Source organism: Nocardia nepalensis (assembly GCF_048910785.1).
Classification (GTDB): Bacteria; Actinomycetota; Actinomycetes; order Mycobacteriales; family Mycobacteriaceae; genus Nocardia; species Nocardia nepalensis.
In genome coordinates this window covers 1-24,570 of record NZ_JBKBET010000001.1, presented here as the reverse complement: position 1 = coordinate 24,570, position 24,570 = coordinate 1, and the positions used below count along the sequence as shown (strand labels likewise).

Sequence of the window (24,570 nt, the reverse complement as noted above, 5' to 3'; positions counted from 1 at the left end):
TCGACGTTCCCTGCCTTCCTATAGATCCACTCAGTCCCATCCGTGCCGATTCCCGAGAGGAGCCCTGTGCCCGCGCAGTCCAGCCAGCACGCGCTCCGGCCGACCCATCCGCGGTCGACGTCGTTGTCCACCGTGCTGGCACTGACCGGCGCCAGCTCGTCGCGTGCGGATCTCGCCCAGATCCAGGTCACCGGCATCGAGCAGCGCTCGAACGCGGTGCTGCCGGGTGACCTGTTCGCCGCGCTGCCCGGCGCGCAGTCGCATGGGGCCCGGTTCGCTCGCGACGCCGTCGAACGGGGCGCGGTCGCGATCTTCACCGATCCGGCGGGTGCGGAGCTGGCCGGTGATCTCGGCGTGCCGGTGCTGGTGCGTGAGCAGCCGAGGTCGGTGCTCGGCGAGCTGTCGGGCGCGCTCTACGGCAATCCGTCGGAGCAACTGCGCATCGTCGGCATAACCGGCACCTCCGGCAAGACCACCACCGCATATCTGGTGGAGGCCGGACTGGCCGCCGCCGGCCTGTCCACGGCGCTGATCGGCACCATCGAGACCAGGATCGGCGGTCGCCGGGTGCCGAGCGCGTTGACCACGCCCGAGGCGCCGCAGCTGCACGCGATCTTCGCGCTGATGGTCGAGCAGGGTGTGGACGCGGTCGTGATGGAGGTCTCCAGCCACGCCCTGGCGCTGGGCCGGGTGGACGGCGTGCGCTTCACGGTGGGCGCGTTCACCAATCTGTCGCAGGACCACCTGGACTTCCACGCCGACTTCGAGGACTACTTCGCCGCCAAGCGCAGGCTGTTCGAACCGGAGTCGCCGATCGCCGCGCGCACCGCGGTCATCTGCGTGGATGACGAGTGGGGACAGCGCCTCGCCGCCGACCTCGCCGACCCGATCACCGTGTCCACCACCGGTTCCGGCACTTGGCAGCTCACCGGCGAGATATCCGCGCACGGCGGCGAACAGGAGTTCACCGCCGCCGGACCGGAGACGAATGTCGACGTGCGCCTGCGGCTTCCGGGCCGCTACAACATCGCCAACGGACTGCTCGCGGTCGCCGTGTGCGCGGCCGCCGGAGCCGATGCCGCCGTCGCGGCGCCCGCGCTGGCCACCGTGGACGTTCCGGGCCGGATGCAGCGGGTCGAGCGGGGCCAGGATTTCCTGGCCATCGTCGACTACGCGCACAAACCCGCCGCGGTGGAGTCGGTGATCGCCACGCTGCGCGGCCATCTGGCGGCGGGAGCGACGGGCCCGGAGGCGGTTGCCGAGCGTGGCCACGGCGGGCGCCGCGAATCCAACACTGCCGCGGATACCGGTGGTCGGCTGGCCGTGGTCGTCGGCGCGGGCGGTGACCGGGATGCGGGCAAGCGCTCGCTGATGGGTGCGGCCGGTGCGCGCGGCGCCGACCTGCTGATCATTACCGATGACAATCCGCGCTCCGAGGATCCGGCCGCGATCCGTGCCGCACTGCGCAGAGGTGCGCTGGAGGTCCCGCCCGCCGAACGCGGCGAGGTGCGCGAGATCGGGGACCGGGTCGCGGCCATCGCCGCCGCCGTCGACTGGGCCCGTCCCGGTGACGTGGTGCTGGTGGCGGGCAAGGGCCATGAGGCCGGGCAGGAGATCCAGGGTGTGAAGTATCCGTTCGACGACCGCGAGGTGCTCGCGGCGGCGTTGGAACGGCGACTCGGGGGACCGGAGCGGAGCCTGCGCGGCGACCAGGCGACGCAGGATGACAACACTGAGCAGAGTCCGCAGGGGTCGGACGCGGAGGACTTGACGGTTTCATGATCGAGATGACACTGCGGGAGATCGCGGAGGTCGTCGGCGGCACGCTGCACGACGCCCCCGACCCGGAGGTGACGGTAACGGGTTCGGTCGAATTCGATTCGCGCCGAATCGGTTCCGGGGATCTTTTCCTGGCCCTGCCCGGCGAGCAAGCCGACGGCCACGACTACGCGAAGACAGCGATCGACGCCGGTGCGGTCGCGGTGCTCGCGGCCCGGCCGGTGGGCGTGCCCGCGATCGTGGTGACCCCGAGCCCCGGCACCGTTCCCGCGAAATCCGTTGCGCTGGCCGGTGATTCGGACGGGTCGGGAGCCGCTGTGCTGGCCGCGCTGGCTACCCTCGCCCAGGTGAGCGTCGAACGTCTTTCCGCGGCAGGCGGACTCACGGTGATCGGGGTGACCGGCTCCTCGGGCAAGACCTCGACCAAGGATCTGCTCGCCGCCGTGCTCGCGCCGCTCGGTCCGGTCATCGCACCGCCCGGTTCCTTCAATAACGAGCTCGGTCATCCGTGGACCGCGCTGCGCGCCGATGCCGACACCCGCTTCCTGGTGCTGGAACTGTCCGCCCGCGGTCCGGGTCATATCGCCGCGCTCGCGCGGGTCGCGCCGCCGAAGATCGGCGTGGTGCTCAATGTCGGCACCGCCCATCTCGGCGAATTCGGCAGCCGCGAGGTGATCGCGCAGACCAAGGGCGAACTGGTCGAGGCACTGCCGCCCACCGGACTCGCCGTCCTCAACGCCGACGATCCGCAGGTGGCCGCGATGGCCGCGCGCACCAATGCCCGGGTGGTGACGGTCGGACAGGCGACCAACGCCGAAATCCGCGCCACCGATGTACAACTCGACGGCGAGGCACGCGCGGGTTTCACCATGCACACCGCTGAGGGCAGCGTTGCGGTGCGGCTGGCCGTGCACGGCGAACACCAGGTCGGCAACGCACTGGCCGCGGCCGCGGTCGCGCTCGAATGCGGCGCCGACCTCGACACCGTCGCGCAGGCACTGTCCGGGGCGCACGCCGCCTCGGCGCGTCGCATGGATGTGCGCACCACCGCCGACGGCATCACCGTCGTCAACGACTCCTATAACGCCAATCCGGATTCGGTGCGCGCCGCCCTCAAGGCCCTGGTGACCATGTCCCGCGCGGGCGACACTCCGCGCCGCAGCTGGGCCGTGCTCGGTGAAATGGGTGAGCTCGGCGAGGAATCGGTCATCGAACACGACCGGATCGGCCGCTTGGCGGTGCGCTTGGATGTCTCCCGGTTGATCGTGGTCGGCACCGGAAGGCCATCCCACGCGATGCACCAGGGTGCGGTAATGGAAGGCTCGTGGGGCGAGGAGTCGATCCTCGTGCCCGATATCGGCGCGGCCATCGCGCTGCTCGACGACGAGGTCGAGTCGGGCGATGTGGTGCTGGTCAAAGCGTCCAAGGCGGTCGGCCTGTGGGAGGTCGCCGAGCATTTGACCGGTACGGAGCGTGCGGGAACTAGCAGGGGTAGCACGGAGGCTCTTGGATGAGGCAGATTCTGTTCGCGGCGGGGATCGCGCTGGCGGTCTCCATCCTGCTGACGCCACTGTTGATACGGATCTTCGCCAAGCAGGGCTTCGGCCAGGAGATCCGGGTCGACGGCCCGGCCAGTCATCAGGCCAAGCGCGGCACCCCGACCATGGGTGGTGTGGCCATCCTGGTCGGCATGTGGGCCGGCTACCTCGGCTCACACCTCATCGGCATCGGCTACGACGCGGACGGCCCGTCGGCCTCGGGCATCCTGGTGCTCGGGCTGACCACCGCACTCGGTGTCGTCGGCTTCCTCGACGACTTCATCAAGCTGCGCAAGCAGCGCAATCTGGGTTTGTCGGCCGCGGGCAAGTACATCGGTCAGCTCAGCGCCGCGGTCATCTTCGGCGTGCTCGCGCTGCAGTTCCACGGCGGCAACGGGCTGACTCCGGCGAGTAAGCACCTGTCCTATGTCCGCGACATCACCACGGTGTCGATGGGTGCGATCATCTTCCTGTGCTGGGTCTGCCTGCTGGTCGTCGCCTGGTCGAATGCGGTGAATCTCACCGACGGCCTGGACGGTCTCGCCGCGGGTTCGATGAGCCTGGTGCTCGGCGCCTACGTGATCATCACGTTCTGGCAGTACCGCAATGCCTGCGCGACGATTCCCGAGGCAGGCTGCTACAACGTGCGCGATCCGCTGGATCTGGCACTGGTGTGCGCCTCGGCCGCGGCCGCGTGCGTGGGCTTCCTGTGGTGGAATGCCGCGCCCGCAAAGATCTTCATGGGCGACACCGGTTCGCTGGCACTGGGCGGCATGCTCGCCGGACTCTCGATCACCACGCGAACGGAATTGCTAATGGTCGTGATCGGCGCGCTGTTCGTCGCCGAGACCGCCTCGGTGGTGTTGCAGGTCGCGGTGTACCGCACAACCCGCAACCGGCTATTCAAGATGGCGCCGTTCCATCATCACTTCGAGCTCAGCAAATGGGCCGAAACTACGGTGATCATCCGGTTCTGGCTACTGGCGGCCATGGCGTCGGCGGTCGGACTCGGCCTGTTCTACAGCGAATATCTCTCAGCGGTCGGGTGAAGTAGCGATGGTCGAACATTCTCCGCGGGCCCTGCGATCGCCAGGGCCCATGCTCGAATTCCTGCGTGGCCGTGACGTTCTGGTGGCCGGATGGGGTGTTTCGGGTCGCTCGCTGATCGAACCGCTGCGCGATATCGGCGCGCGCCCGGTGGTCACCGACGGCGGCGCGGCCGCACTGGCCGAGGCGGCCGGGCTCGGCCTGGACATCGCGACCTGCACAGAACTGGAGTCCGCGGACTGGAGCCGCTTCGCGCTGGTCATCACCAGCCCGGGCTGGCGACCCGACTCACCGGTGCTCGCCGCGGCCGTCACCGAGGGCACCCCGGTGTGGGGTGATGTCGAATTCGCCTGGTGGGTCGATCAGGCCAGAATCTACGGTCCGGTCCGCAAGTGGCTGGTGGTGACCGGCACCAACGGCAAGACCACCACCACCTCGATGGTGCATTCGATTCTGCGCGCGGCGGGCATCGCCAGTGTCGCCTGCGGCAATATCGGGCTGCCGATCCTGGATGCGCTGCGGCGCAATCCCGGTCCGCAGGTGTTGGCTGTCGAGCTGTCCTCGTTCCAATTGCATTGGGCCCCTTCGGTGCGGCCCGAGGCCGGTGTCGTGCTGAATGTGGCCGAGGATCATCTGGATTGGCACGGCGGGCTCGATGCGTATGCCGCGGCGAAGTCCAGAGCGCTGTATGGCCGTGTCGGCGTCGTCGGACTCGACGATCCGGTGGCCGCCTCGCTGGCCCGCCGCAGTAAGGCGCGCCGCACGGTCGGCTTCCGGATCGGCGTGCCCGCCGACGGCGAACTCGGTGTGGTGGACGGCAAATTGCTCGACCGCGCCTTCACGAAGGCCGCGATCCTGGCCGAGGTCGGCGATATCAGCCCCAAGGGACCCGCCGGCGTCGCCGACGCACTCGCCGCCGCCGCACTGACCAGGGCGATCGAGGTCGCACCGCAATTCGTGCGAGAGGGGCTGATCGAGCACAAGGTCGGTCCGCATCGGGCCGCGTTCGTGCGCGAGGTGGCCGGTGTCGAATTCATCGATGACTCCAAGGCCACCAACCCGCATGCCGCGCGTTCGTCGATTCTCGGTCACCCGCAGGTGGTGTGGATCGCCGGTGGGCAACTGAAGGGTGCGTCGGTCGAGGATCTGGTCGATGAGGTCGCCGACCGCCTTGTCGCCGCCGTGCTGATCGGGGCCGACGCACCGGTGATAGCGGCCGCATTGGCGCGACACGCGCCCGAGGTCCCGGTCGTCGAGGTCCGCGCGGGAGACCATGCAGGGATGGGTGACGCTGGGAACGATGCGGCGGCCAGTGCCGATGCCGTGATGGCGCGGGCCGTGCGCGCCGCGGCCGGGCTCGCACGTCCCGGCGACGCCGTACTGCTGGCTCCGGCCGCTGCCTCCTTGGATATGTTCGCCGACTACACCCACCGCGGGCGCAGTTTCGCCGCCGCGGTGGCCGCGCTGGAAGACGGTGACATCGGGCGGCAGCTATGACCGAGACGACACGGCGGAATCGGCTGGCGGCCACCAAATTCGGCGCCTGGCTGGCGCGCCCGCTCGCGTCGTTCCACCTCGTCGTCACGATCGCGACACTGCTGACCGTGCTCGGCCTGGTCATGGTGCTTTCGGCGTCGAGCGTCGAGGCGTATGTGGATGGTGGATCGGCGTATTCGCTGTTCATCCAGCAGGCCATGTTCGCCGCGATCGGTGCGGTGCTGTTCTATCTGGCACTGCGGATTTCGCTGCGGCGGCTGCGGCAATGGTCGTTTCCGCTGTTCGCGATCTCGGTGCTGGCGCTGGTGCTGGTGCTGATTCCCGGCATCGGCTCACAGGTGCAGGGCGCGCGGCGCTGGTTCTTCCTCGGCCCGATCTCGGTGCAGCCCTCGGAGATCGTGAAGGTGACCCTGGTGGTGTGGGGTGCGCATCTGCTCGCCTCGCGCCGCTCCGAACAGGCGAGCCTCAAAGAGATCCTGACGCCGCTGGTGCCCGCCGGTCTGCTGGTGTGTCTGCTCGTCGTGCTCGAGCCGAACCTGTCGACCACCATCGCGCTCGGCATCGTACTGGCCGCGCTGCTGTGGTTCGGCGGACTGCCGGTGCGACTGTTCGTCACCATCGCGATCTCGGGCGTGATCGCCGCGGGCATTCTCGCGCTGTCCGCGGGGTACCGCTCGGACCGCATGCGCGCGTTCTTCAATCCGGGCGATGATCCGCAGGGCATCAATTACCAAGCGCGCCAAGCGTTGTACTCACTGGCCGACGGCGGCATCTGGGGCCGTGGCCTCGGTCAGAGCCGGGCCAAATGGCAGTACCTGCCGAACGCGCACAATGACTTCATCTTCGCCATCATCGGCGAGGAACTCGGCTTCCTCGGCTGCGCACTGGTTTTGGGGCTGTTCGCGCTGTTCGTCTATACCGGCCTGCGCATCGCGAGCCGCTCGGTCGATCCGTTCCTGCGGCTGCTCACCGCGACCGCGACGACCTGGATCACCGGTCAGGCGCTGATCAATATCGGCTACGTGGTCAACCTGCTGCCGGTGACCGGTCTGCAGCTACCGCTGGTCTCCGCGGGCGGTTCGTCGCTGGCCATCACGCTGTTCATGTTCGGCATCATCGCCAATGCGGCCAGGCATGAGCCCGAGGCGATTTCGGCGCTGCAGGCCGGACAGGACGGACGATTCAGCCGACTGCTGCGGCTGCCGAAGCCGGAGGTGTACTCACCGGCCAAGGCGGATGCGGCGCGGGCGCGCTCGGCCGCGGCCAAGGCCAAGGCGGCCGAACAGCGGGCGCGGACCGAACGGGCCAAGGCCGAGCGGGGACGGGGCGCACTGCCTCCAGGTCGACGGCCGCAGTCCGAACCGGGTCGTCGCCGCGTGCCCGAGAGCCGGGGGACGAGTTCCCTGCGGGCGACCAGGGCATGGGAGCCCAGCTATCCGATAAACCATGCGAGAGATCGGGGAAGATCCAGGTGAGTGCGGAGCGACCCCGCAGACCACTGTCGGTGATCGTCGCGGGCGGTGGCACCGCGGGCCATATCGAGCCCGCGCTCGCCGTCGCCGACGCGCTGAAGCGACTCGACGATTCGATCCGGGTGACCGCACTCGGCACCGAACGCGGACTAGAGACCAAATTGGTGCCCGAGCGCGGCTATCCGCTCGAGTTGATCCCGCCGGTTCCCTTGCCGCGCAAGCCGACCGCGGATCTGCTGCGCCTGCCCGGCCGGGTGCGCGCCTCGGTGGCCGCGACCAGGTCGATCATCGATGCGGTCGAGGCCGATGTGATCGTCGGTTTCGGCGGCTATGTCGCGCTGCCCGCCTACCTCGCCGCGGGCAAGGGGGCGCTGCGGCGCAGGCGCGCGGTGCCGGTGGTGGTGCACGAGGCGAATGCCAAGGCGGGCATCGCCAATAAGGTCGGCGCCAGGCGCGCGGCCAGGGTGCTCGCCGCGGTACCCGATTCCGGACTCGCCAACGCCCAGGTCATCGGCATCCCGGTGCGCGGGTCGATCACGTCACTGGATCGGGCCGCGTTGCAGGCCGAGGCCCGCGCGCACTTCGGCCTGCCCGCCGAGGGCCCGGTGCTGCTGGTCTTCGGCGGATCGCAGGGCGCGGTGTCGTTGAACAACGCGGTCTCCGGCGCGGCGCCACAGCTGGCCGCCGCGGGCATCTCGGTGCTGCACGCGCACGGCCCCAAGAACACCCTCGAGGTCCAGGATTCGGGTGAGGGCGGCGCGCGGTATCTGGCCGTGCCGTATCTTTCCCGGATGGACTTGGCCTATGCCGCCGCCGACGCGGTCGTCTGCCGTTCGGGCGCGATGACCGTCGCCGAGGTGTCGGCGGTCGGCCTGCCCGCGTTCTATGTGCCGCTGCCGCACGGCAACGGTGAGCAGGAACTCAATGCCAGGCCGATCGTCCGCCAGGGCGGTGGCAGAATCGTCCCCGATGCCGAGCTGACCCCGAAATACGTGATCGATGAGGTGATACCGCTGCTGACCGACCGCGCACGGCTGATCGAGATGAGCCTGTCCGCCGCAGGCGCCGGGCATCGCGATGCCGCCGACGAGCTGGCGCGCATTGTCGTGGAGGTGAGCGGCCGGTGACCACGGGAGCCGATGCCACCGAATCCGGGGCGGTCGAATCCGAGGTCGCCGACGATGCGCTCTCGGCCCTGCCGCCCGAATTGGCGCGCGTGCACATGGTCGGGATCGGCGGAGCCGGAATGTCCGGAATCGCGCGCATCCTGCTCGCGCGCGGTGGGTCGGTCTCCGGTTCGGACGCCAAGGAGAGCCGCGGCGTGCTCGCATTGCGGGCGCGCGGCGCCCAGGTGCGCATCGGTCACGATGCCAGCGCCCTCGACCTGCTGCCCGGCGGGCCGACCGCGGTGGTCACCACCTACGCCGCCATTCCGAAGACCAATCCCGAACTGGTGGAAGCGAATCGGCGTGATATTCCGGTGCTGCTGCGCCCCGCCGTGCTCGCATCGCTGATGCAGGGGCATCGCACCCTGCTGGTCTCCGGCACGCACGGCAAGACCTCCACCACCTCGATGCTGATCGTGTCGTTGCAGCACTGCGGCTTCGACCCGTCCTTCGCCGTCGGCGGCGAACTCAACGAGGCGGGCACCAACGCCCACCACGGCACCGGCGAGATCTTCGTCGCCGAGGCCGACGAGAGCGATGGCTCACTGCTGCAATACGACCCGGATGTCGCCGTGGTCACCAATATCGAATCCGATCACCTGGACTTCTTCGGCTCCGATGAGGCCTACGTCCAGGTCTTCGACGATTTCGCCGATCGTCTCGGTCCGGGCGGCCTGCTGGTGGTGTGTCTGGACGATCCCGGTTCGCGGGCGCTGGCCGAGCGGGTCGGTGCGCGCTTGGCGGAGAAGAACGTCCGGGTGCTCGGCTACGGATCGGGTGAACTGCCCGACGCGCCGGTGCCGGTCGGCGTGCGCCTGCACAGCTGGGAGCCGCGCGATGTCGGCGGACTTGCCCAATTCCAGCTCGCCGACGAGGCGGCGCCGCGCACCCTGCGACTGTCGGTACCCGGTCGGCATATGGCGCTGAACGCGCTGGCCGCGCTGCTCGCCGCGCGGGCCGCGGGCGCCGACGTCGACGAAATCGTCCAGGGGCTGGAGGGTTTCGGCGGTGTGCACCGCCGGTTCCAGTTCTCGGGCCGGGAAAACGGCGTGCGGGTCTTCGACGATTACGCCCACCACCCGACCGAGGTGCGGGCCGTACTCGGCGCCGCGGCCGAACTGGTGCAGCAGGAGGCCCGCGACGGCGCCCGCTCCCGGCAGGGCCGGGTCATCGTGGTCTTCCAGCCGCACCTCTACAGCCGCACCGCCACCTTCGCCCAGGATTTCGGCGCGGCGCTGAGCCTCGCCGACGAGGTCGTCGTGCTCGATGTCTACGGCGCGCGGGAGAAGCCGCTGCCGGGCGTCAATGGCGCATTGGTCGCCCAAGCCGTCACCAAACCCGTGCACTACCAGCCGGATATGTCGCGGGTCGGCCGTCAGGTCGCCGGACTCGCGCTGGCCGGTGATGTCGTGATCACCATGGGCGCCGGCGATGTGACGATGCTGGGCAGCCAGATCCTCGACGGTCTGCGAGCGCGTCCGCAATACGGGCGGTGACCCGCGATGCGAACCGCGGGTGACTGGTTCGGCGCACAACACCGGGGACGGTTGCGGCTGTGGAGTTTGCTCGGCGTATGCGTCCTTACCGTTCTCGCCGTGGTGGCCTGGTTCACGCCCGCGCTGTCGGTGAGCACCGTCGAGATCGACGGAGCGGCCGCGGTGCCCGAACAAGAGGTGCGCGACAAACTCGAGATCCCGTCGGGGCGCTCGATGTTGCGCATCGACACCGATGCGATGGCGCGGCGGGTGGCGAGCATTACGAAGGTGCGCACCGCCCGGGTGCAACGGGTATTTCCGTCCACGGTCAAGGTGACGGTCGTGGAGCGCACGCCCGTATTGTTCTGGGACAGCCCGCAGGGCGCGCATCTGATGGATACCGAGGGTGTGGAGTTCGCGATCGAGGTATCGCCGATCGGTGTTCCGAAGCTCGATACCGCCCATCCCGGCGGCGACGATCCGGTCACCCGCGCGGCGGTCTCGGTAATGTCGGTACTGCCTGCGGCTTTGGTCATTCAGGTGGACGAGGTTGTCGCGCGGTCGATTTCGGATATTTCGCTCAACCTGCGCGACGGTCGCACGGTACTGTGGGGAGGAACCAATGACGCGGAACGCAAGGCGGCAGTGGTAATGCCGCTGCTGACCCGCGATGGAACGGTGTTCGATGTTTCGAGTCCGAATCTGGTCACGGTAAAGTGATCGATACCCATTGTGCCCAGGGGATTTTCGATGGAACTGTGACCGCAGTGGGAACAGGCCAGCGAGACCGGGGGTTTGGGGGCAACCGTCCACGATACGAGTGTTGTGCGGCGACACGAGCGAGATCACACAAGATTCTCCGCACTCGTTTCGGCGCGCCTGCGCGCCTATCGCGGCGGCTGCGAATAGCGTTCCGCAGCAGTCGGATACTTGACATAACGCTAACCCTATGGTTGAGGTTTAGGGTTTGCTCGGACGGTGGAGCACTTCGCGAAACTGCCGGAGCGAAACAACCGGGGTTTCCATAGGCCGAATGTCGAGAATCCGAAAACGACAGACTTTAGATCGAAGGAAGGCGAAGGCCCATGACGCCCCCGCACAACTACCTTGCTGTGATCAAGGTCGTCGGTATCGGCGGCGGCGGTGTGAATGCCGTCAACCGGATGATCGAACAGGGACTCAAGGGAGTCGAGTTCATCGCGGTCAACACCGACGCGCAGGCGCTGCTGATGAGCGATGCCGACGTCAAGCTCGACGTCGGCCGTGAGCTCACGCGCGGCCTCGGCGCCGGTGCCGACCCGGAGGTCGGCCGCAAGGCCGCCGAGGATCACAAGGACGAGATCGAAGAGGTGCTCAAGGGCGCCGACATGGTCTTCGTCACCGCGGGCGAGGGCGGCGGCACCGGTACCGGTGGCGCGCCCGTCGTCGCCAGCATCGCGCGCAAGCTCGGCGCCCTCACCATCGGTGTGGTCACGCGTCCGTTTTCCTTCGAGGGCAAGCGGCGTGGCAACCAGGCCGAGGTGGGCATCAACCTGCTGCGCGAATCCTGCGACACGCTCATCGTCATCCCGAACGATCGGCTGCTGCAGCTCGGCGATGCCGCGGTCAGCCTGATGGACGCCTTCCGTTCCGCGGACGAGGTGCTGCTCAACGGTGTGCAGGGCATTACCGATCTGATCACCACCCCGGGTCTGATCAACGTCGACTTCGCCGACGTGAAGAGCGTGATGTCCGGCGCGGGCAGCGCTTTGATGGGCATCGGCTCGGCGCGCGGCGAGGGCCGTTCGGTCAAGGCCGCCGAATCGGCGATCAATTCGCCGCTGCTCGAGGCATCGATGGACGGTGCGCACGGCGTGCTGCTCTCGATCGCGGGCGGTTCGGATCTGGGTCTGTTCGAAATCAACGAGGCGGCCTCGCTGGTGCAGGAGGCCGCGCATATCGAGGCGAATATCATCTTCGGTACCGTCATCGATGATTCGCTCGGCGATGAGGTTCGCGTCACGGTGATCGCGGCCGGTTTCGACGGCGGCGGCCCGGCCCGACGCACCTTCGAGGCGGGCCGCGGCGCGATCGGCTCGGGCCGGGCCGGTGAGATCGGCCAGAGCAGCCGGACCAGCGAGATCGCCGCGTCCACGCGTGCCGAAACCGCTTCCGCCGCAGGTCAACACAGCTCCACCCGGGGTGCCGTGCCCAGCTACCGCGATTCCGAGCGGGCCCGCACACTGGCCGAGCCGACCGTGGCGCACAACTCGCGCTCGCACATCGATCCGCCCGATTCCGATGACGACGACGACGTCGACGTGCCGTCGTTCATGCGTCGGTAGCCAAGAACAAATCGGTAGATCGAACTGGCACACTGGGCGGTATGCCCAAGCAACAACTGATCTCGCACGTACATGGGTAACTCGACGGGTACGCCGAGCACCCAGCCGGGCACACGACTGCCGGTCCGCGACGGCGCCGTTGACGCGCTCGACGACCGGCAAAAGTTCCGGGGAGGCGGGGGAGCAGCGCCGACATCGACCGTTCGACGAGTGACGACCACTAGAGCGGGCGGTTTCTCGGCGCCGCCGTACGATTCGTTCAATCTCGGGGATCATGTGGGGGATGACCCGGCGGCCGTGCAACGGAACCGGGACCGGCTGGCCGAGGGAATCGGCCTGACGCCGGATCGGCTGGTGTGGATGGAACAGATCCACGGGCGCAACGTCGAAATCATCGATGGGCCACGGGATGCGCCGGTGCCCGCCACCGACGCACTGGTGACGACTGTGCCGGGTCTGGCTCTGGTGGTGCTCACCGCGGACTGTGTGCCGATTCTGCTATCCGATGACGAGGCGGGCGTGATCGCGGCGGTGCACGCCGGACGGATCGGCGCGCGCATCGGCATTGTGCCGCGGGTGCTGGACGCGATGGTTTCGGTGGGTGCCCGCCTCGAGCGGACCGGCGCCTTCCTCGGCCCGGCGGCCTCGGGCAGGCAGTACGAGGTCCCCGCCGCGATGCGCGCCGATGTCGAGGCGCATCTGCCCGGCAGTGCGACCACCACCGTGCGCGGCACACCCGGACTCGACCTGCGCGCCGGAATTCGGCGCCAGCTCACCGAGGCCGGGATCGGCGCGGTCGCCGTCGACCCGCGCTGCACGATCGAGGACAAGACCCTGTTCAGTCATCGCCGCGGTGCGCCGACCGGCCGCATCGCCGGGGTGATCTGGATGCAGGCGGGCGCATGAGTACGGAATCCGTTGCGGCCGAGGCGATGGACGGCCGGACCGCCGAACTGGCGGCGAACCTCGCCGATCTGAACAAACGCATAGGGGCGGCTTGTCAAGCGGCAGGGCGTGATCCCGGATCGGTGCGGCTGCTGCCCGTGACGAAGTTCTTCCCCGCCAGCGACGTCGCGATCCTGTACCGCTTGGGCTGTAGGGAATTCGGCGAATCGAGGGAGCAGGAGGCCACCGCGAAGGTCGCCGAACTGGCCGCCCTGCCGGATGTGGCCTGGCACATGATCGGTCGACTGCAGCGCAACAAGGCGCGCATCGTCGCGCGCTGGGCGCACACCGTGCACTCGGTGGACAGCGAACGCCTGGCAACGGCCCTTGACGCCGCGGCACGGGCCGCATTGGACGCCGGGGAGCGCACCGAACCTGTTCGGGTGCTGGTCCAGGTGAGCCTCGACGACGACCCGGGTCGCGGTGGCGTCGCCCCCGAAGATCTTGTGGCACTGACGGATCGGGTGGCCGCCGCGGCGGGACTGCGGCTCGCGGGCCTGATGGCGATTCCCCCGCTGGACGCCATGCCCGCCGACGCTTTTGCACGCCTTGCACATTTGCACGCGCTGGTACGAGCGAATCATCCCGAGGCCGTCGAACTCTCCGCCGGAATGTCGGGCGATCTGGAATCGGCGATAGAACACGGTTCGACCTGTGTGCGTGTCGGTACCGCCTTGATGGGCGCTCGACCGATAACCTCGGCGTAGCAAAGAAACCTCATCAGTCACATTTGACACATATGCTGGGACTGCAGAGGACTGAGCAAGACTTCAACACCCGGCCGCCACCGGGGCCGAAGGAAGGTCTATGAAATGAGCACGCTGCACAAGTTCAAGGCGTACTTCGGCATGGTTCCGCTCGAGGATTACGAAGACGACTATGTCGCCGAGCCCGCCCCCCGGGGTGTGGACGAGCGTGGCTCGCGTCGACCCCGGCCCCGTGACTACTCCGAGCGCGCCGGATACGGCGCGGACCGCTATGCCGATGACCGATACGACGATGAGCCGGATTACCCTGAGCCCGCGTACAAGTCGCCGTACAAGGCGGGTTATCCGGTATCGCGGCGCGACGATTACGTCGACGAGCCCTATACCGACGATCGCTATGACGCGCGGCCTCGTCCCACCAGAATCGATACCGCGCCGACCGCGTCCCGATTCCGTGCTGGCGGTAACGCGCCGATGCTACGGGGAGCCACCAGAGGTGCGCTCGCCGTCGATCCCGAGGCCGAGGAGCGTCGGCAGGAGCGCGTGCGCCCCGAACCCGCCCCCGCGCGTCGGCCTGGGATCTTCGAGGACGGAGGTCCCTTGTCCAAGATCACGACGCTGCGCCCGCGCGACTACAGCGAGGCCCGCATCATCGGTGAGCGCTTCCGCGAGGGCAACCCGGTGATCATGGATCTGGTCGACCTGAGCAACGCCGACGCGAAGCGGCTGGTCGACTTCGCCGCCGGTCTGGCTTTCGCCCTGCGTGGGTCATTCGACAAGGTCGCGACCAAAGTGTTCCTGCTCTCACCCGCCGATGTGGACGTCTCGGCCGAAGAACGTCGCAGGATCGCCGAAACCGGCTTCTACAACCAGAAATAGCGCTTTGATCCGGGGGGTTCTGTTAGACCCGTTGCGTATCGGGGCGATCTTTTCGAGCGACGTGCGAGCAGTCGCGGGCGGTGTGGTCATTTTGCGCGACGCGGATTTTGGGGCAGAGTGAGGTCGTGGCCTTGTTCGCGGTGCTGTACTTCGTACTGTTCATCTTCTGGCTGTTGTTGATCAGCCGAGTGATCGTCGAGTTCATCCGTAGCTTTGCCCGCGACTGGCGCCCTAGCGGCTTCGTCGTCGTGGTCCTCGAGGTGATCTTCACGATCACCGATCCTCCGGTGAAACTCCTGAGGCGGTTGATACCACCGGTGTCATTGGGAGGAATTCGACTCGATCTGTCGATTATGGTCCTGCTTTTCGTCGTCTTCATCTCGATGACGTTTGTGGGCGGCCACGCCGACGGGTAGCCCCGGTGTGACAGAATGAACCGAGAAGATAGCTTGCTAGATCTGCTAGATCTCCAAAAGACGCGCGAAGGGATCCTTCCATGCCGCTGACCCCAGCCGATGTGCACAACGTCGCGTTCAGCAAACCGCCGATCGGGAAGCGCGGCTACAACGAGGATGAAGTAGACGCGTTCCTGGATCTTGTGGAGCAGGAGCTCTCGCGTCTGATCGAGGAGAACGCTGACCTGCGGCAGCGGGTCGCCGAGCTAGATGCCGAACTGGCCGACGCCAAGAAGAATCGCCCTCCGGCCCAACCGAACCCGGTCAAGGCGCCGGTACAGCAAGCCCCGCCACCACAGCCCGAGCCCATCAAACCCCCGGTGCAGCAGGCCCCGCCGCCGCCCCCGATGCCCGTCGCCGCGCCGGTAGCCAAGGAGTCGCCGAGCGCCGATGCGAATCTGCAGGCGGCCAAGGTGCTCAGCCTCGCCCAGGAGATGGCGGACCGGCTGACCAGCGATGCGAAGCTCGAAGCGGAGAACCTGCTCTCCAACGCGCGTGCCAATTCCGAACGCCTGGTCGGCGATGCGAGGACCCGCTCGGAAGCGATGATCGCCGATGCCCGCCAGAAGTCGGACGCGATGCTCTCGGATGCGCAGACCCGTTCGGACAACCAGCTACGGCAGGCCAAGGAGAAGGCCGACGCGCTGCAGGCCGATGCCGAGCGCAAGCACACCGAGATCATGGCCACCATCACCCAGCAGCGCAGCGTGCTGGAGAGCCGGATCGAGCAGCTCAAGACCTTCGAGCGGGAATACCGAGTGCGGCTGAAGTCGTACCTGGAATCGCAGCTCGAGGAGCTGGAGAACCGTGGCTCGGCCGTTCCGGTCGACGGCGGCGAGGCCTTCGTCGACGCCAATACCGCGAACAATCTTGCTCCGGCATCGTTCGCCAAGGGCGGCAAGTAATCTCGTAGTAGAGAGACATCTCTCTGCTGTAGTTGCTGTTCGAGCAGCTAGAGGTACCTGCCGAGCCGCCTGGCATGCCTAGGGGGTCATCATGCTCGTCTTGACGCTCGTCCTTGCCGCGATCGGATTCGCCCTGCTAGTGGCCGCGCTGACCACCGGGTCGGTGCTGTGGGCCTGGGGGTGCATCCTCGTCTGTGTCGTTGGTGCTGTGCTGTTGCTGGTTAGTGCGCTCTCCATGCGAAGTTCGGACGGCGATACCGCGCCGCCACCCGGGCGGCATGCGAAGCGGTGAAGTGGCCACTACGAAGTGGTTTGACCGCACTGGTTAGAATCAAACATGTACACGGCGTCGATCCGGCCATCACCGGGGAGTCTTCGGAAGAACGGTGCGCCACGCGCGCTCAGTAGAACCGAACGGGTGAGCCCGTCACAGCTCATAACGAGAGGTCCTGGTGGTTGCGCGGATCGTGCGCGGCTCCCGGGCAAGCGGGGTGGTACCGCGGTTTCGACGCAACGGGCGTCGTCATCGTCCCCGTGCTGACACATACGCGCTACGGCGCGGCGGCACGAGGAGACGCATCCGCGATGGCGGACGAACCTTCCAGCAGCGCATACCCGCGCGTCGATCTGGGTGCTGGCAGCGGGGCATCCTTCCCGGACCTGGAGCGTCGTGTGCTCGACGCTTGGGCAGCCGACGACACCTTCCGCGCCAGCATCGAGAACCGCTCGGGTGCGGCGGAGTTCGTCTTCTACGATGGTCCGCCGTTTGCCAACGGATTGCCACATTACGGACATCTGCTCACCGGCTACGTCAAGGATCTCGTCCCACGTTTCCAGACGATGCGCGGCAAGCGGGTCGATCGGCGTTTCGGCTGGGACTGTCACGGACTGCCCGCGGAAATCGAAGCGGAAAAGCAGCTCGGTATCACGGACAAATCACAGATCGATGCTATGGGGCTCGCGGAATTCAACGCGGCCTGTAAATCCTCGGTGCTGCGCTACACCGGTGAATGGCGCGATTATGTGACGCGTCAGGCCCGCTGGGTCGACTTCGACAACGACTACAAGACGTTGGATCTCGACTTCATGGAGTCGGTGATGTGGGCGTTCAAGTCGCTGCACGAGAAGGGCCTGATCTACCAGGGCTTCCGGGTGCTGCCCTACAGCTGGTACGAGCAGACTCCGCTGTCGAATCAGGAAACCCGCCTCGACGACGCCTACAAGATGCGTCAGGACCCGGCCGTCACCGTGGATATGGTGCTGCGCGTGCCCGGCGAGCATCCGCTGCGCGAACTCGACGGCGCGAACGCGCTGATCTGGACCACCACGCCGTGGACGCTGCCGTCGAACCTGGCGATCGCGGTGCATCCGGATGTGCGCTACGTGCACGTGCGCGCCACCGACGGCAAGCGCTATCTGCTGGCCGCCGAACGGGTCTCGCACTACGCCCGCGAATTCGGCGAGGAGCCAGTTGTTCTCGGCGAGTTCGATGGCGCGGCTCTCGCGGATCTGTCGTATACCCCGCCGTTCGACTTCTTCGTCGGCCATCCGAACGCGCACCGCGTGCTGAACGCCGACTATGTGACCACCGACTCCGGCACCGGAATCGTGCACCTCGCACCGGCCTTCGGTGAGGAGGATATGGACGTCGCCGCGGCCAATGGCATCGAGCTGGTGCAGCCGCTGGATCCGGGCGGCAAATTCACCTCGATGGTGCCGCCGTATGAGGGCCTGATGGTCTTCGACGCCAACCCGGTGATCATCAAGGACCTCAAGGCGGCCGGAAAGCTGCTGCGGCACGAGACGATCGAGCACTCCTACCCGCACAGCTGGCGCTCCGGCCAGCCGCTGATCTATATGGCGGTGCCGTCCTGGTTCGTCGCGGTGACCAAATTCCGGGACCGGATGGTCGAGCTGAACAAGCAGATCACCTGGGTGCCCGAGCACATCCGTGACGGCCAGTTCGGCAAGTGGCTCGAGGGCGCGCGGGACTGGAATATCAGCCGCAACCGCTACTGGGGCAGCCCGATCCCGGTCTGGGTGTCCGATGATCCGGCCTATCCGCGCACCGACGTGTACGGCTCGCTCGACGAGCTGGAGCGCGACTTCGGCGTGCGCCCGGCCGATCTGCACCGGCCGATGATCGATGAGCTGACGCGGCCGAATCCCGATGACCCGACCGGCAAGTCGACCATGCGCCGGGTGCCGGAGGTGTTGGACTGCTGGTTCGAGTCCGGTTCGATGCCCTACGCCCAGGTGCATTACCCGTTCGAGAACAAGGACTGGTTCGACAACCACTTCCCCGGCGATTTCATCGTCGAGTACAACGGGCAGACCCGCGGCTGGTTCTACACCCTGCACGTGCTCTCGACCGCGCTGTTCGACAGCCCGGCCTTCAAAACCGTTGCCGCGCACGGCATCGTGCTCGGTGACGACGGGCTGAAGATGAGCAAGTCCAAGGGCAACTACCCGGATGTGAACGAGGTGTTCGACCGGGACGGCTCCGATGCGATGCGCTGGTTCCTGATGAGTTCGCCGATCCTGCGCGGCGGCAATCTCATCGTCACCGAGCGCGGTATCCGCGAGGGTGTCAGCCATGCGCTGCGCCCGCTGTGGAACGCGTGGACCTTCCTGCAGCTGTACGCCTCGAAATCCGGTGTGTGGCGCACGGATTCGCCGCATGTGCTGGACCGCTACATCCTGGCCAAGCTCGCCGCGACCCGGGATGCGATGACCGAGGCGCTCGAGGTCTACGACATCGCGGGCGCCTGCGAGGAATTGCGCTCGTTCGCCGACGCGCTGACCAATTGGTACGTGCGCCGGTCGCGTTCGCGCTTCTGGGAGGAGGACCGCGACGCCGTCGACACGCTGCATACGGTGCTCGAGGTGGTCACCCGGCTGGCCGCGCCACTGCTGCCGCTGATCTCCGAGGTGATCTGGCGCGGGCTCACCGGCGGCGAATCGGTGCATCTCGCCGATTGGCCGAAGGAGGGTGCGCTGCCCGACGATCCGGAGTTGGTGGCCGCCATGGACGAGGTCCGGGTGGTCTGCTCGACGGTGCTGAGCCTGCGCAAGGCGCAGAACCTGCGGGTGCGCCTGCCGCTGGCCGAGGTAACCATCGCCGCGCCCGACGCCGAGCGGATGCGGCCCTTCGCCGACATCATCGCCGACGAGGTGAACGTCAAGAAGGTCGACCTGACCACCGATGTCGCCGTGCACGGCCGATTCGAGTTGGTCGTGAACGCCCGTGCCGCTGGCCCGCGCCTTGGCAAGGATGTGCAGACGGTGATCAAGGCGGTGAAGGCGGGCGAATGGTCCGAGAACGCCGACGGTGTGGTCATCGCGGCGGGCATCGAACTGCTGCCGGAGGAGTACACCCAGCGTCTGGTCGCGGCCGAACCGGAGTCCACGGCGGCTCTGCCCGGCAATGCGGGTCTGGTCGTGCTCGATTCGGTGGTGACCGAGGAACTCGAGGCCGAGGGCTGGGCGCGCGATGTGATCCGCGATCTGCAGGAGACGCGAAAGTCCCTGGGGCTGGATGTATCCGACCGCATCACCGTGGTGCTCGAGGTGCCCGCGGATAAGCAGGCATGGGCGCAGGCGCACCGTGACCTCATCGCGGGTGAAATCCTGGCTACCGAGCTGAGTTTCGGCGATCCGGGTGCGGCCGCCGCCGATATCGTCGGTGGTGTGCGGGTGTCGATCGCCAAGGTCTGACCCGGCGCGTCGGCGTTAGCTGGGTCTTTCGATCCGCGGTCGGGGCGGGACCATGAGGTCCCGCCCCGGCTCGTATTCGGGCTGCTTGCCCGTTTCATGTGACGTATATCACATGCCAGGAAATAGCTGATTTCCTTGTCGTGCCCGCACAATGCCCGGCACAATCTGCAATGTTGCTGCTGATGCGCAGGTATACCCCTGTGGCGGCAGTGAATGTTCGTGCTTGGACTGCTGTACCTGAAATACCTTGCGCCGCAATCAGATACGTGATGAGCGCAGGTGCTGTGCGCGCGGTTCCATCCCCGACGTCGAGGCCGGTGCCGCGCGGAAGCCGGGTCGACGGAAGGGGCGAGCACACATGATCAGCGGGCACAAAGGGGCATTGCGCCGGATAGCCATCGGGTTTCTGGTATCCGCCGTGGCGATGCTCGTACTGGCCGGACCGGTATGCGCCGGCACCGGAAGCGCCTCCGGTTCGGGTGGCTCCGGCTCCGGCTCTGGGTCCGGCAGTTCCAGCGGCTCCGCGGCTCTGCCGTTGCCGAGCATCGCCGGACTCGGTGCGTTGGCCGCGGCCACCACTCAGATCGGCAAGCCCTACGAATGGGGCGGCACCGGTCCGTTCACCTGGGACTGCTCGGGACTGGTCCAGTGGGCATTCCGTCAGGTGGGCGTGCATCTCCCGCGTACCACCTACCAGCAGGCCAAGGTCGGCGCCGCCGTCCCGTTCGCGGCGCTGTCGCTCGGCGATGTCGTCATCTTGAACGACGATGCCTCCCACGTCGGCATCTACGCTGGACGCGGCCAGATCCTCGACGCGCACGACTGGGGCATCCCGGTCGGTCTGCACCCGCTCAGCGAATTCGACATCTACACGATCCGTCGTTTCTGATCCTGATCGGCTACGTTTCCACCGACCAGCGCGGTTGCGCGGAAACGGAAACGATGGGGAACGAGATGGTGATCGGTGTGCGTAGCGGATCGGTAGTGCGAGCGGCGGGTGGAATCGCCGGTGCGCTACTGCTCGTCGCGGCGGTAACCGGCTGTGGCGGCGACAAGAAGGATGCGGCCGCCGCGGCACCCGGTGTGGTGGACGGCTTCTCGAAGCCGGAGAGTGTGCTGATCGCCGGGGACAAGTGGTTCGTGTCGAATATCGGCGCCGCGCAGGAGCCGATGACCAAGGACCGCGACGGTTTTCTGTCGCGGCTGGACGCGACCGGAAAGGTGATCGAGCGCAAGGCGATTCCGCGTGCGGGAGATCCGCCGCTCAACGCGCCCAAGGGGATGGCCTTCGCGGACAACAAGGTGTTCGTCGCCGATATCGACCGCGTCGTCGGCTATGACGTCGACACGCTGGGACAGGTCTTCGAGGCCCCGGTGGGCGGCGATGCCGCGTCGCTGCTCAATGACATCGCGGTGCTGGACGATAAGACCCTGCTCGTCACCGATACGGTGCGCGGTTCGGTGTACCAGCTCGATATCGAGAGCAAGAAGTTCGGCACGCTGACCACGTCGATTCCGGGCGCCAACGGCATCGTGATCGACAAGTCGAGCAAGACCGCCTATGTCGCGGCGGTCGGTGCGGGGTTCGTAGGCGGCGATCTGTACAAGTTCGGTGTCGGGCACGCTCCGGCCGCCGTGGGCAAGGTCGGTACGGTGCACGGAATTTTCGATGGCATCGCACTGCTGCCCAACGGTGATCTCGCGGTATCGGATTGGGTGTCCTTGGATAAGCCGGTGCCCGGCACGATCAAGATCTATCGCACCGACGGCACCGAGGTGTCGAGCGTCAAGTTGCCCCAGGATCTGCACGGCCCAGCCGATTTCACCCTCGACGGGGCCGGGAAGAACCTGATCGTGCCCGCGATGGCCGACGATAAGGTCGCCACCGTCGCCCTGCCCTGAGCGACCCGATTCAGTCGACGAGCTGGCGAAGTAGCGGACCGTACTGCGGATGGGCCAGCGCCGAGGCGAATTGGGCGACCAGGTAGTCGGCCGGGTTGCCGGTGTCGTACCAGCGGCCCCGGATGACCTGGCCGAAGACCGGGTTATCGGCGGCGTGCACGTTGATCGCATCGGTGAGATACACCTCGCCGGTGCGGTGTTCGTACCATTGCTCGGTCTGTCTGCGCAGCTCGCAGATGATGCCGGGGGTGACGACATAGCCGCCGATCGCGGCGAAGTTCGACGGCGCGTCCTCGGGTTTGGGCTTCTCCCGCAGACCGGTGATGCGCAGCAGACCGTTGCCGTGGTCGTCGGCGACGACCGGGACGCCGTAGCGCTGCGATTCGGCCGGATTCATCGGCATCAGCGCGAGCACCGGGGCGCCGGTCGTCTCGTAGGCGTCGATCAACTGCTGTGCGCGCGGGACGCCGGCGACGAAGACGTCGTCGGGCCACAGCACCAGCATGGGCTCGTCGCCGAGATTGCGGGCGGCATTGAGCACCGGGGTGCCGTTGCCGTAGGGGCCGTGCTGGTCGAGGTAGGTGATGTGACCGAGCCTGGACAGTTCGCCGACCTCTTCCACGGCGTCGGCGTATGCGGTCTTGCCGTCGGCGCGTAGCTGGGCGACCAGCGCCGGGTTGGGGCGGAAATGGTCCTGGATCAAGGACTTTCCGCCACTGACCACGATGGTGATATCGGTGATTCCCGACGCCACCAACTCACGGACGGTGTGCTCGATGACCGGCTTGTCGCCGACCGGCAGCATCTCCTTGGGGATGGCCTTGGTCAGCGGGAGCAGCCGGGAGCCGATTCCGGCGGCCGGTATCACGGCCTTGCGGATCTTCATGGTCCGATCATCACATACCGGGGCGGGTCCGACCCTGCGATCCCGGGCTTCGGCAGGTCGCGCCGGGGCGGCAACACATTGGAATCAGACCAGGTCACAGGCGGTCCGCCTGCCCCGCGCGGCGCGCTCGGCCGGCCGTGGCACTCTCGAGATCGGCAGCAATTTCGCAGTAATTACGCGGCCGATGCACATCCGACGCCCAGGTTGTCCGCCCATGCGATGAATCGGCGCGCCGCGCACGAGTTTGTCCGGTTGATCGTGTGCGGGTGGGCTGAGGTGTCGGTGGGGACGCGTAGATTTCGCGGCGTGAGCACTGACGACGGCGCTGTGGCCCCGCGGGGCGAGGTGGGGGATGCGGGGGCGCGCACGGCCCGGCGGTGGGTGTTGCACATTGATATGGACGCCTTCTTCGCTTCGGTCGAGCAGTTGACCCGGCCGACGCTGCGTGGACGCCCGGTGCTGGTCGGTGGTACCGGTGGGCGTGGGGTGGTCGCGGGGGCGAGCTATGAGGCGCGGGTGTTCGGTGCGCGCTCGGCGATGCCGATGCATCAGGCGCGGCGGCTGGTCGGGGTTACCGCGGTGGTGGTGCCGCCGCGCGGTGCGGTCTACAGCGTGGTGAGCGCGCGGGTGTTCGACGCGCTGCGCAGCCGCATTCCGGTGCTGGAGACGCTGTCGTTCGACGAGGCTTTCGCGGAACCCGAGGAATTGGCGGGGGCGACGGTCGAACGGGTGCGCGAATTCTGTGAGGAGCTGCGCGCGCTGGTGCGGGAGCGGACCGGGCTGGTCGCCTCGGTGGGCGCCGGTACCGGCAAGCAGCTCGCCAAGATCGCCTCCGGGATGGCCAAACCCGATGGGGTGCGGGTGATTTCGCCGGACGAACAGCAGCAACTGCTTGCTGGCCTGCCGGTGCGCAAGCTGTGGGGTATCGGTCCGGTGGCCGAGAGCCGCTTGCGCTCCCTCGGCATCGAGACCGTCGGCGCCTTCGCCGCGCTACCGGAATTGGAGGCGGTCTCCATCCTCGGCGGCAGTGTCGGCGCGGCACTGCACCGCCTGGCCCGCGGGATCGACGACCGCCCGGTGACCGAGCGTGCCGAGGCCAAACAGATCAGCGCCGAGACCACCTACGAGACCGATATCGTCTCGATGGCCCAGCTGCGCCCGGCCATCGAGACGATGGCGGCGGCCGCGCACCGTCGCCTGGAAAAGGACGGGCGCGCCGCGCGCACGGTCGTGCTGAAGCTGAAGAAATCCGATATGAGCATCGTGACCAGGTCGTTCACGCTGCCGTACGCGACAACGGAGCTGGCCACCCTGACAACCGCCGCGCAGCGCTCGGCCATCGATCCGACCGAACTCGGGCCGATCCGGCTGGTCGGAGTCGGCTACGGCGGCCTATCGACGGTCCGGCAGGAATCACTGTTTCCGGAACTGGATCAGGCTCCGGTCGAGCACGCGGGCGTCCGGGAAGGCAATGCTTGGGGTGCACAGGCGGAGCCGTCCGCAGCCGAGGGCGGCCAGTCGGCTGGTGGGGCGATGCGTGCAGCGGGGACTTCGGGCGGACCGGCGGGCGTCGGGGTGGCACATGGCGCGGGGGCGACGGGTGGACCGGCGCTCGGCGCGGGGGCTTCGGGCGGAGTGGCGGGTGTTGCGCTCGGCGCGGGAGTGTCGAGTGGCCTGGCTGGCGGTGAGGGGGTTTCGGGTGGACCGGCGGTCGTCGAGGCGTCGCTTGGCGCGGCGGGATCGGGTGGACCGGCGGGCGTCGAGACGGCGCTCGGCGCGGGGGCGTCGGTCGGACTGGCAGGCGTTGAGGCGGCGCACGGTCCGGGGCCTTCGGGTGGACCGGCGGGCGGTGAGGGGGCTTCGGGCGGATCGGCGG

The 24,570-nt window shown here is 67.6% G+C and carries 20 protein-coding genes; 19 read left to right on the top strand and 1 reads right to left on the bottom strand.

Features of this window, described 5'->3' with window-relative positions; translation table 11 throughout:
* Positions 1–66 precede the first annotated feature (66 nt).
* The 18 genes from ACHQ4I_RS00100 (at position 67) to ACHQ4I_RS00015 (ending at position 21,808) form a co-directional block, all read left to right on the top strand.
* Positions 67–1,782, top strand: coding sequence for a UDP-N-acetylmuramoyl-L-alanyl-D-glutamate--2,6-diaminopimelate ligase (locus ACHQ4I_RS00100; RefSeq protein WP_420769555.1), 1,716 nt, complete (start codon positions 67–69; stop codon positions 1,780–1,782).
* Positions 1,779–3,293 carry a UDP-N-acetylmuramoyl-tripeptide--D-alanyl-D-alanine ligase gene (locus ACHQ4I_RS00095; RefSeq protein WP_420769554.1) on the top strand — a complete coding sequence of 505 codons (1,515 nt, stop codon included), beginning with the start codon at positions 1,779–1,781 and terminating at the stop codon, positions 3,291–3,293. The genes ACHQ4I_RS00100 and ACHQ4I_RS00095 overlap by 4 nt, the downstream gene beginning before the upstream one ends.
* Positions 3,290–4,366 (top strand): phospho-N-acetylmuramoyl-pentapeptide-transferase, encoded by a 1,077-nt coding sequence (mraY, locus tag ACHQ4I_RS00090; protein ID WP_420769553.1) that lies wholly within the window; start codon positions 3,290–3,292, stop codon positions 4,364–4,366. The genes ACHQ4I_RS00095 and mraY overlap by 4 nt, the downstream gene beginning before the upstream one ends.
* Positions 4,367–4,415: 49 nt before the next feature.
* Positions 4,416–5,861, top strand: coding sequence for a UDP-N-acetylmuramoyl-L-alanine--D-glutamate ligase (gene murD / locus ACHQ4I_RS00085; protein ID WP_420769622.1), 1,446 nt, complete (start codon positions 4,416–4,418; stop codon positions 5,859–5,861).
* Positions 5,858–7,336: a putative lipid II flippase FtsW gene (gene ftsW, locus ACHQ4I_RS00080; protein WP_420769552.1), complete on the top strand. Its 1,479-nt coding sequence runs from the start codon at positions 5,858–5,860 to the stop codon at positions 7,334–7,336. The genes murD and ftsW overlap by 4 nt, the downstream gene beginning before the upstream one ends.
* Complete coding sequence (murG, locus tag ACHQ4I_RS00075) at positions 7,282–8,460, top strand: undecaprenyldiphospho-muramoylpentapeptide beta-N-acetylglucosaminyltransferase (protein WP_420769551.1); 1,179 nt, start codon at positions 7,282–7,284, stop codon at positions 8,458–8,460. Before ftsW ends, murG begins: the two co-directional genes overlap by 55 nt.
* 95 nt (positions 8,461–8,555) lie before the next feature.
* Positions 8,556–9,995, top strand: a complete 1,440-nt coding sequence (gene murC / locus ACHQ4I_RS00070) for a UDP-N-acetylmuramate--L-alanine ligase (protein ID WP_420769621.1) — start codon at positions 8,556–8,558, stop codon at positions 9,993–9,995.
* Positions 9,996–10,001: 6 nt separating this feature from the next.
* Positions 10,002–10,694, top strand: a complete 693-nt coding sequence (locus ACHQ4I_RS00065) for a cell division protein FtsQ/DivIB (RefSeq protein ID WP_420769550.1) — start codon at positions 10,002–10,004, stop codon at positions 10,692–10,694.
* A gap of 365 nt (positions 10,695–11,059) precedes the next feature.
* The gene (ftsZ, locus tag ACHQ4I_RS00060) at positions 11,060–12,298 is read left to right on the top strand and encodes a cell division protein FtsZ (protein WP_420769549.1); all 1,239 of its coding nucleotides are present in this window, start codon (positions 11,060–11,062) and stop codon (positions 12,296–12,298) included.
* A 210-nt stretch (positions 12,299–12,508) separates the two neighbouring features.
* Positions 12,509–13,204 (top strand): peptidoglycan editing factor PgeF, encoded by a 696-nt coding sequence (gene pgeF / locus ACHQ4I_RS00055; protein WP_420769548.1) that lies wholly within the window; start codon positions 12,509–12,511, stop codon positions 13,202–13,204.
* Positions 13,201–13,950, top strand: coding sequence for a YggS family pyridoxal phosphate-dependent enzyme (locus tag ACHQ4I_RS00050; protein WP_420769547.1), 750 nt, complete (start codon positions 13,201–13,203; stop codon positions 13,948–13,950). The genes pgeF and ACHQ4I_RS00050 overlap by 4 nt, the downstream gene beginning before the upstream one ends.
* Before the next feature lie 105 nt (positions 13,951–14,055).
* On the top strand, positions 14,056–14,829 hold the full coding sequence (locus tag ACHQ4I_RS00045; RefSeq protein WP_420769546.1) for a cell division protein SepF: 774 nt from the start codon (positions 14,056–14,058) through the stop codon (positions 14,827–14,829).
* Between the two features lie 125 nt (positions 14,830–14,954).
* Positions 14,955–15,245 carry a YggT family protein gene (locus ACHQ4I_RS00040; RefSeq protein ID WP_420769545.1) on the top strand — a complete coding sequence of 97 codons (291 nt, stop codon included), beginning with the start codon at positions 14,955–14,957 and terminating at the stop codon, positions 15,243–15,245.
* 80 nt (positions 15,246–15,325) lie between these two features.
* Positions 15,326–16,189 carry a DivIVA-like cell division protein Wag31 gene (wag31, locus tag ACHQ4I_RS00035; protein ID WP_420769544.1) on the top strand — a complete coding sequence of 288 codons (864 nt, stop codon included), beginning with the start codon at positions 15,326–15,328 and terminating at the stop codon, positions 16,187–16,189.
* Positions 16,190–16,280: 91 nt separating this feature from the next.
* On the top strand, positions 16,281–16,481 hold the full coding sequence (locus ACHQ4I_RS00030) for a hypothetical protein (RefSeq protein WP_420769543.1): 201 nt from the start codon (positions 16,281–16,283) through the stop codon (positions 16,479–16,481).
* 293 nt (positions 16,482–16,774) lie between these two features.
* Positions 16,775–19,906, top strand: a complete 3,132-nt coding sequence (gene ileS / locus ACHQ4I_RS00025) for an isoleucine--tRNA ligase (protein WP_420769542.1) — start codon at positions 16,775–16,777, stop codon at positions 19,904–19,906.
* A gap of 358 nt (positions 19,907–20,264) precedes the next feature.
* On the top strand, positions 20,265–20,795 hold the full coding sequence (locus tag ACHQ4I_RS00020) for a C40 family peptidase (RefSeq protein WP_420769541.1): 531 nt from the start codon (positions 20,265–20,267) through the stop codon (positions 20,793–20,795).
* Between the two features lie 53 nt (positions 20,796–20,848).
* On the top strand, positions 20,849–21,808 hold the full coding sequence (locus tag ACHQ4I_RS00015) for an SMP-30/gluconolactonase/LRE family protein (protein ID WP_420769540.1): 960 nt from the start codon (positions 20,849–20,851) through the stop codon (positions 21,806–21,808).
* 10 nt (positions 21,809–21,818) lie between these two features.
* Here the strand turns inward: ACHQ4I_RS00015 and ACHQ4I_RS00010 are convergent, their stop codons facing one another.
* The gene (locus ACHQ4I_RS00010; RefSeq protein WP_420769539.1) at positions 21,819–22,694 is read right to left on the bottom strand and encodes a UTP--glucose-1-phosphate uridylyltransferase; all 876 of its coding nucleotides are present in this window, start codon (positions 22,692–22,694) and stop codon (positions 21,819–21,821) included.
* Between the two features lie 396 nt (positions 22,695–23,090).
* On the opposite strand from ACHQ4I_RS00010, the gene ACHQ4I_RS00005 reads away from it, so the two are divergent.
* A partial coding sequence (locus tag ACHQ4I_RS00005) for a DNA polymerase IV (RefSeq protein ID WP_420769620.1) occupies positions 23,091–24,570 on the top strand: 1,480 nt, incomplete at its 3' end.

Excerpts from the sequence above, each read along its gene's own strand:
- wag31 (WP_420769544.1), top strand. The coding sequence starts at position 15,326 with ATGCCGCTGACCCCAGCCGATGTGCACAACGTCGCGTTCAGCAAACCG.
- ACHQ4I_RS00045 (WP_420769546.1), top strand. The coding sequence starts at position 14,056 with ATGAGCACGCTGCACAAGTTCAAGGCGTACTTCGGCATGGTTCCGCTC.
- ACHQ4I_RS00030 (WP_420769543.1), top strand. The coding sequence starts at position 16,281 with ATGCTCGTCTTGACGCTCGTCCTTGCCGCGATCGGATTCGCCCTGCTA.
- ftsW (WP_420769552.1), top strand. The coding sequence starts at position 5,858 with ATGACCGAGACGACACGGCGGAATCGGCTGGCGGCCACCAAATTCGGC.
- ileS (WP_420769542.1), top strand. The coding sequence starts at position 16,775 with ATGGCGGACGAACCTTCCAGCAGCGCATACCCGCGCGTCGATCTGGGT.
- ftsZ (WP_420769549.1), top strand. The coding sequence starts at position 11,060 with ATGACGCCCCCGCACAACTACCTTGCTGTGATCAAGGTCGTCGGTATC.
- ACHQ4I_RS00095 (WP_420769554.1), top strand. The coding sequence starts at position 1,779 with ATGATCGAGATGACACTGCGGGAGATCGCGGAGGTCGTCGGCGGCACG.
- murD (WP_420769622.1), top strand. The coding sequence starts at position 4,416 with ATGCTCGAATTCCTGCGTGGCCGTGACGTTCTGGTGGCCGGATGGGGT.
- ACHQ4I_RS00015 (WP_420769540.1), top strand. The coding sequence starts at position 20,849 with ATGGGGAACGAGATGGTGATCGGTGTGCGTAGCGGATCGGTAGTGCGA.
- ACHQ4I_RS00020 (WP_420769541.1), top strand. The coding sequence starts at position 20,265 with ATGATCAGCGGGCACAAAGGGGCATTGCGCCGGATAGCCATCGGGTTT.
- mraY (WP_420769553.1), top strand. The coding sequence starts at position 3,290 with ATGAGGCAGATTCTGTTCGCGGCGGGGATCGCGCTGGCGGTCTCCATC.
- ACHQ4I_RS00050 (WP_420769547.1), top strand. The coding sequence starts at position 13,201 with ATGAGTACGGAATCCGTTGCGGCCGAGGCGATGGACGGCCGGACCGCC.
- ACHQ4I_RS00065 (WP_420769550.1), top strand. The coding sequence starts at position 10,002 with ATGCGAACCGCGGGTGACTGGTTCGGCGCACAACACCGGGGACGGTTG.
- murC (WP_420769621.1), top strand. The coding sequence starts at position 8,556 with ATGGTCGGGATCGGCGGAGCCGGAATGTCCGGAATCGCGCGCATCCTG.
- murG (WP_420769551.1), top strand. The coding sequence starts at position 7,282 with ATGGGAGCCCAGCTATCCGATAAACCATGCGAGAGATCGGGGAAGATC.
- ACHQ4I_RS00010 (WP_420769539.1), bottom strand. The coding sequence starts at position 22,694 with ATGAAGATCCGCAAGGCCGTGATACCGGCCGCCGGAATCGGCTCCCGG.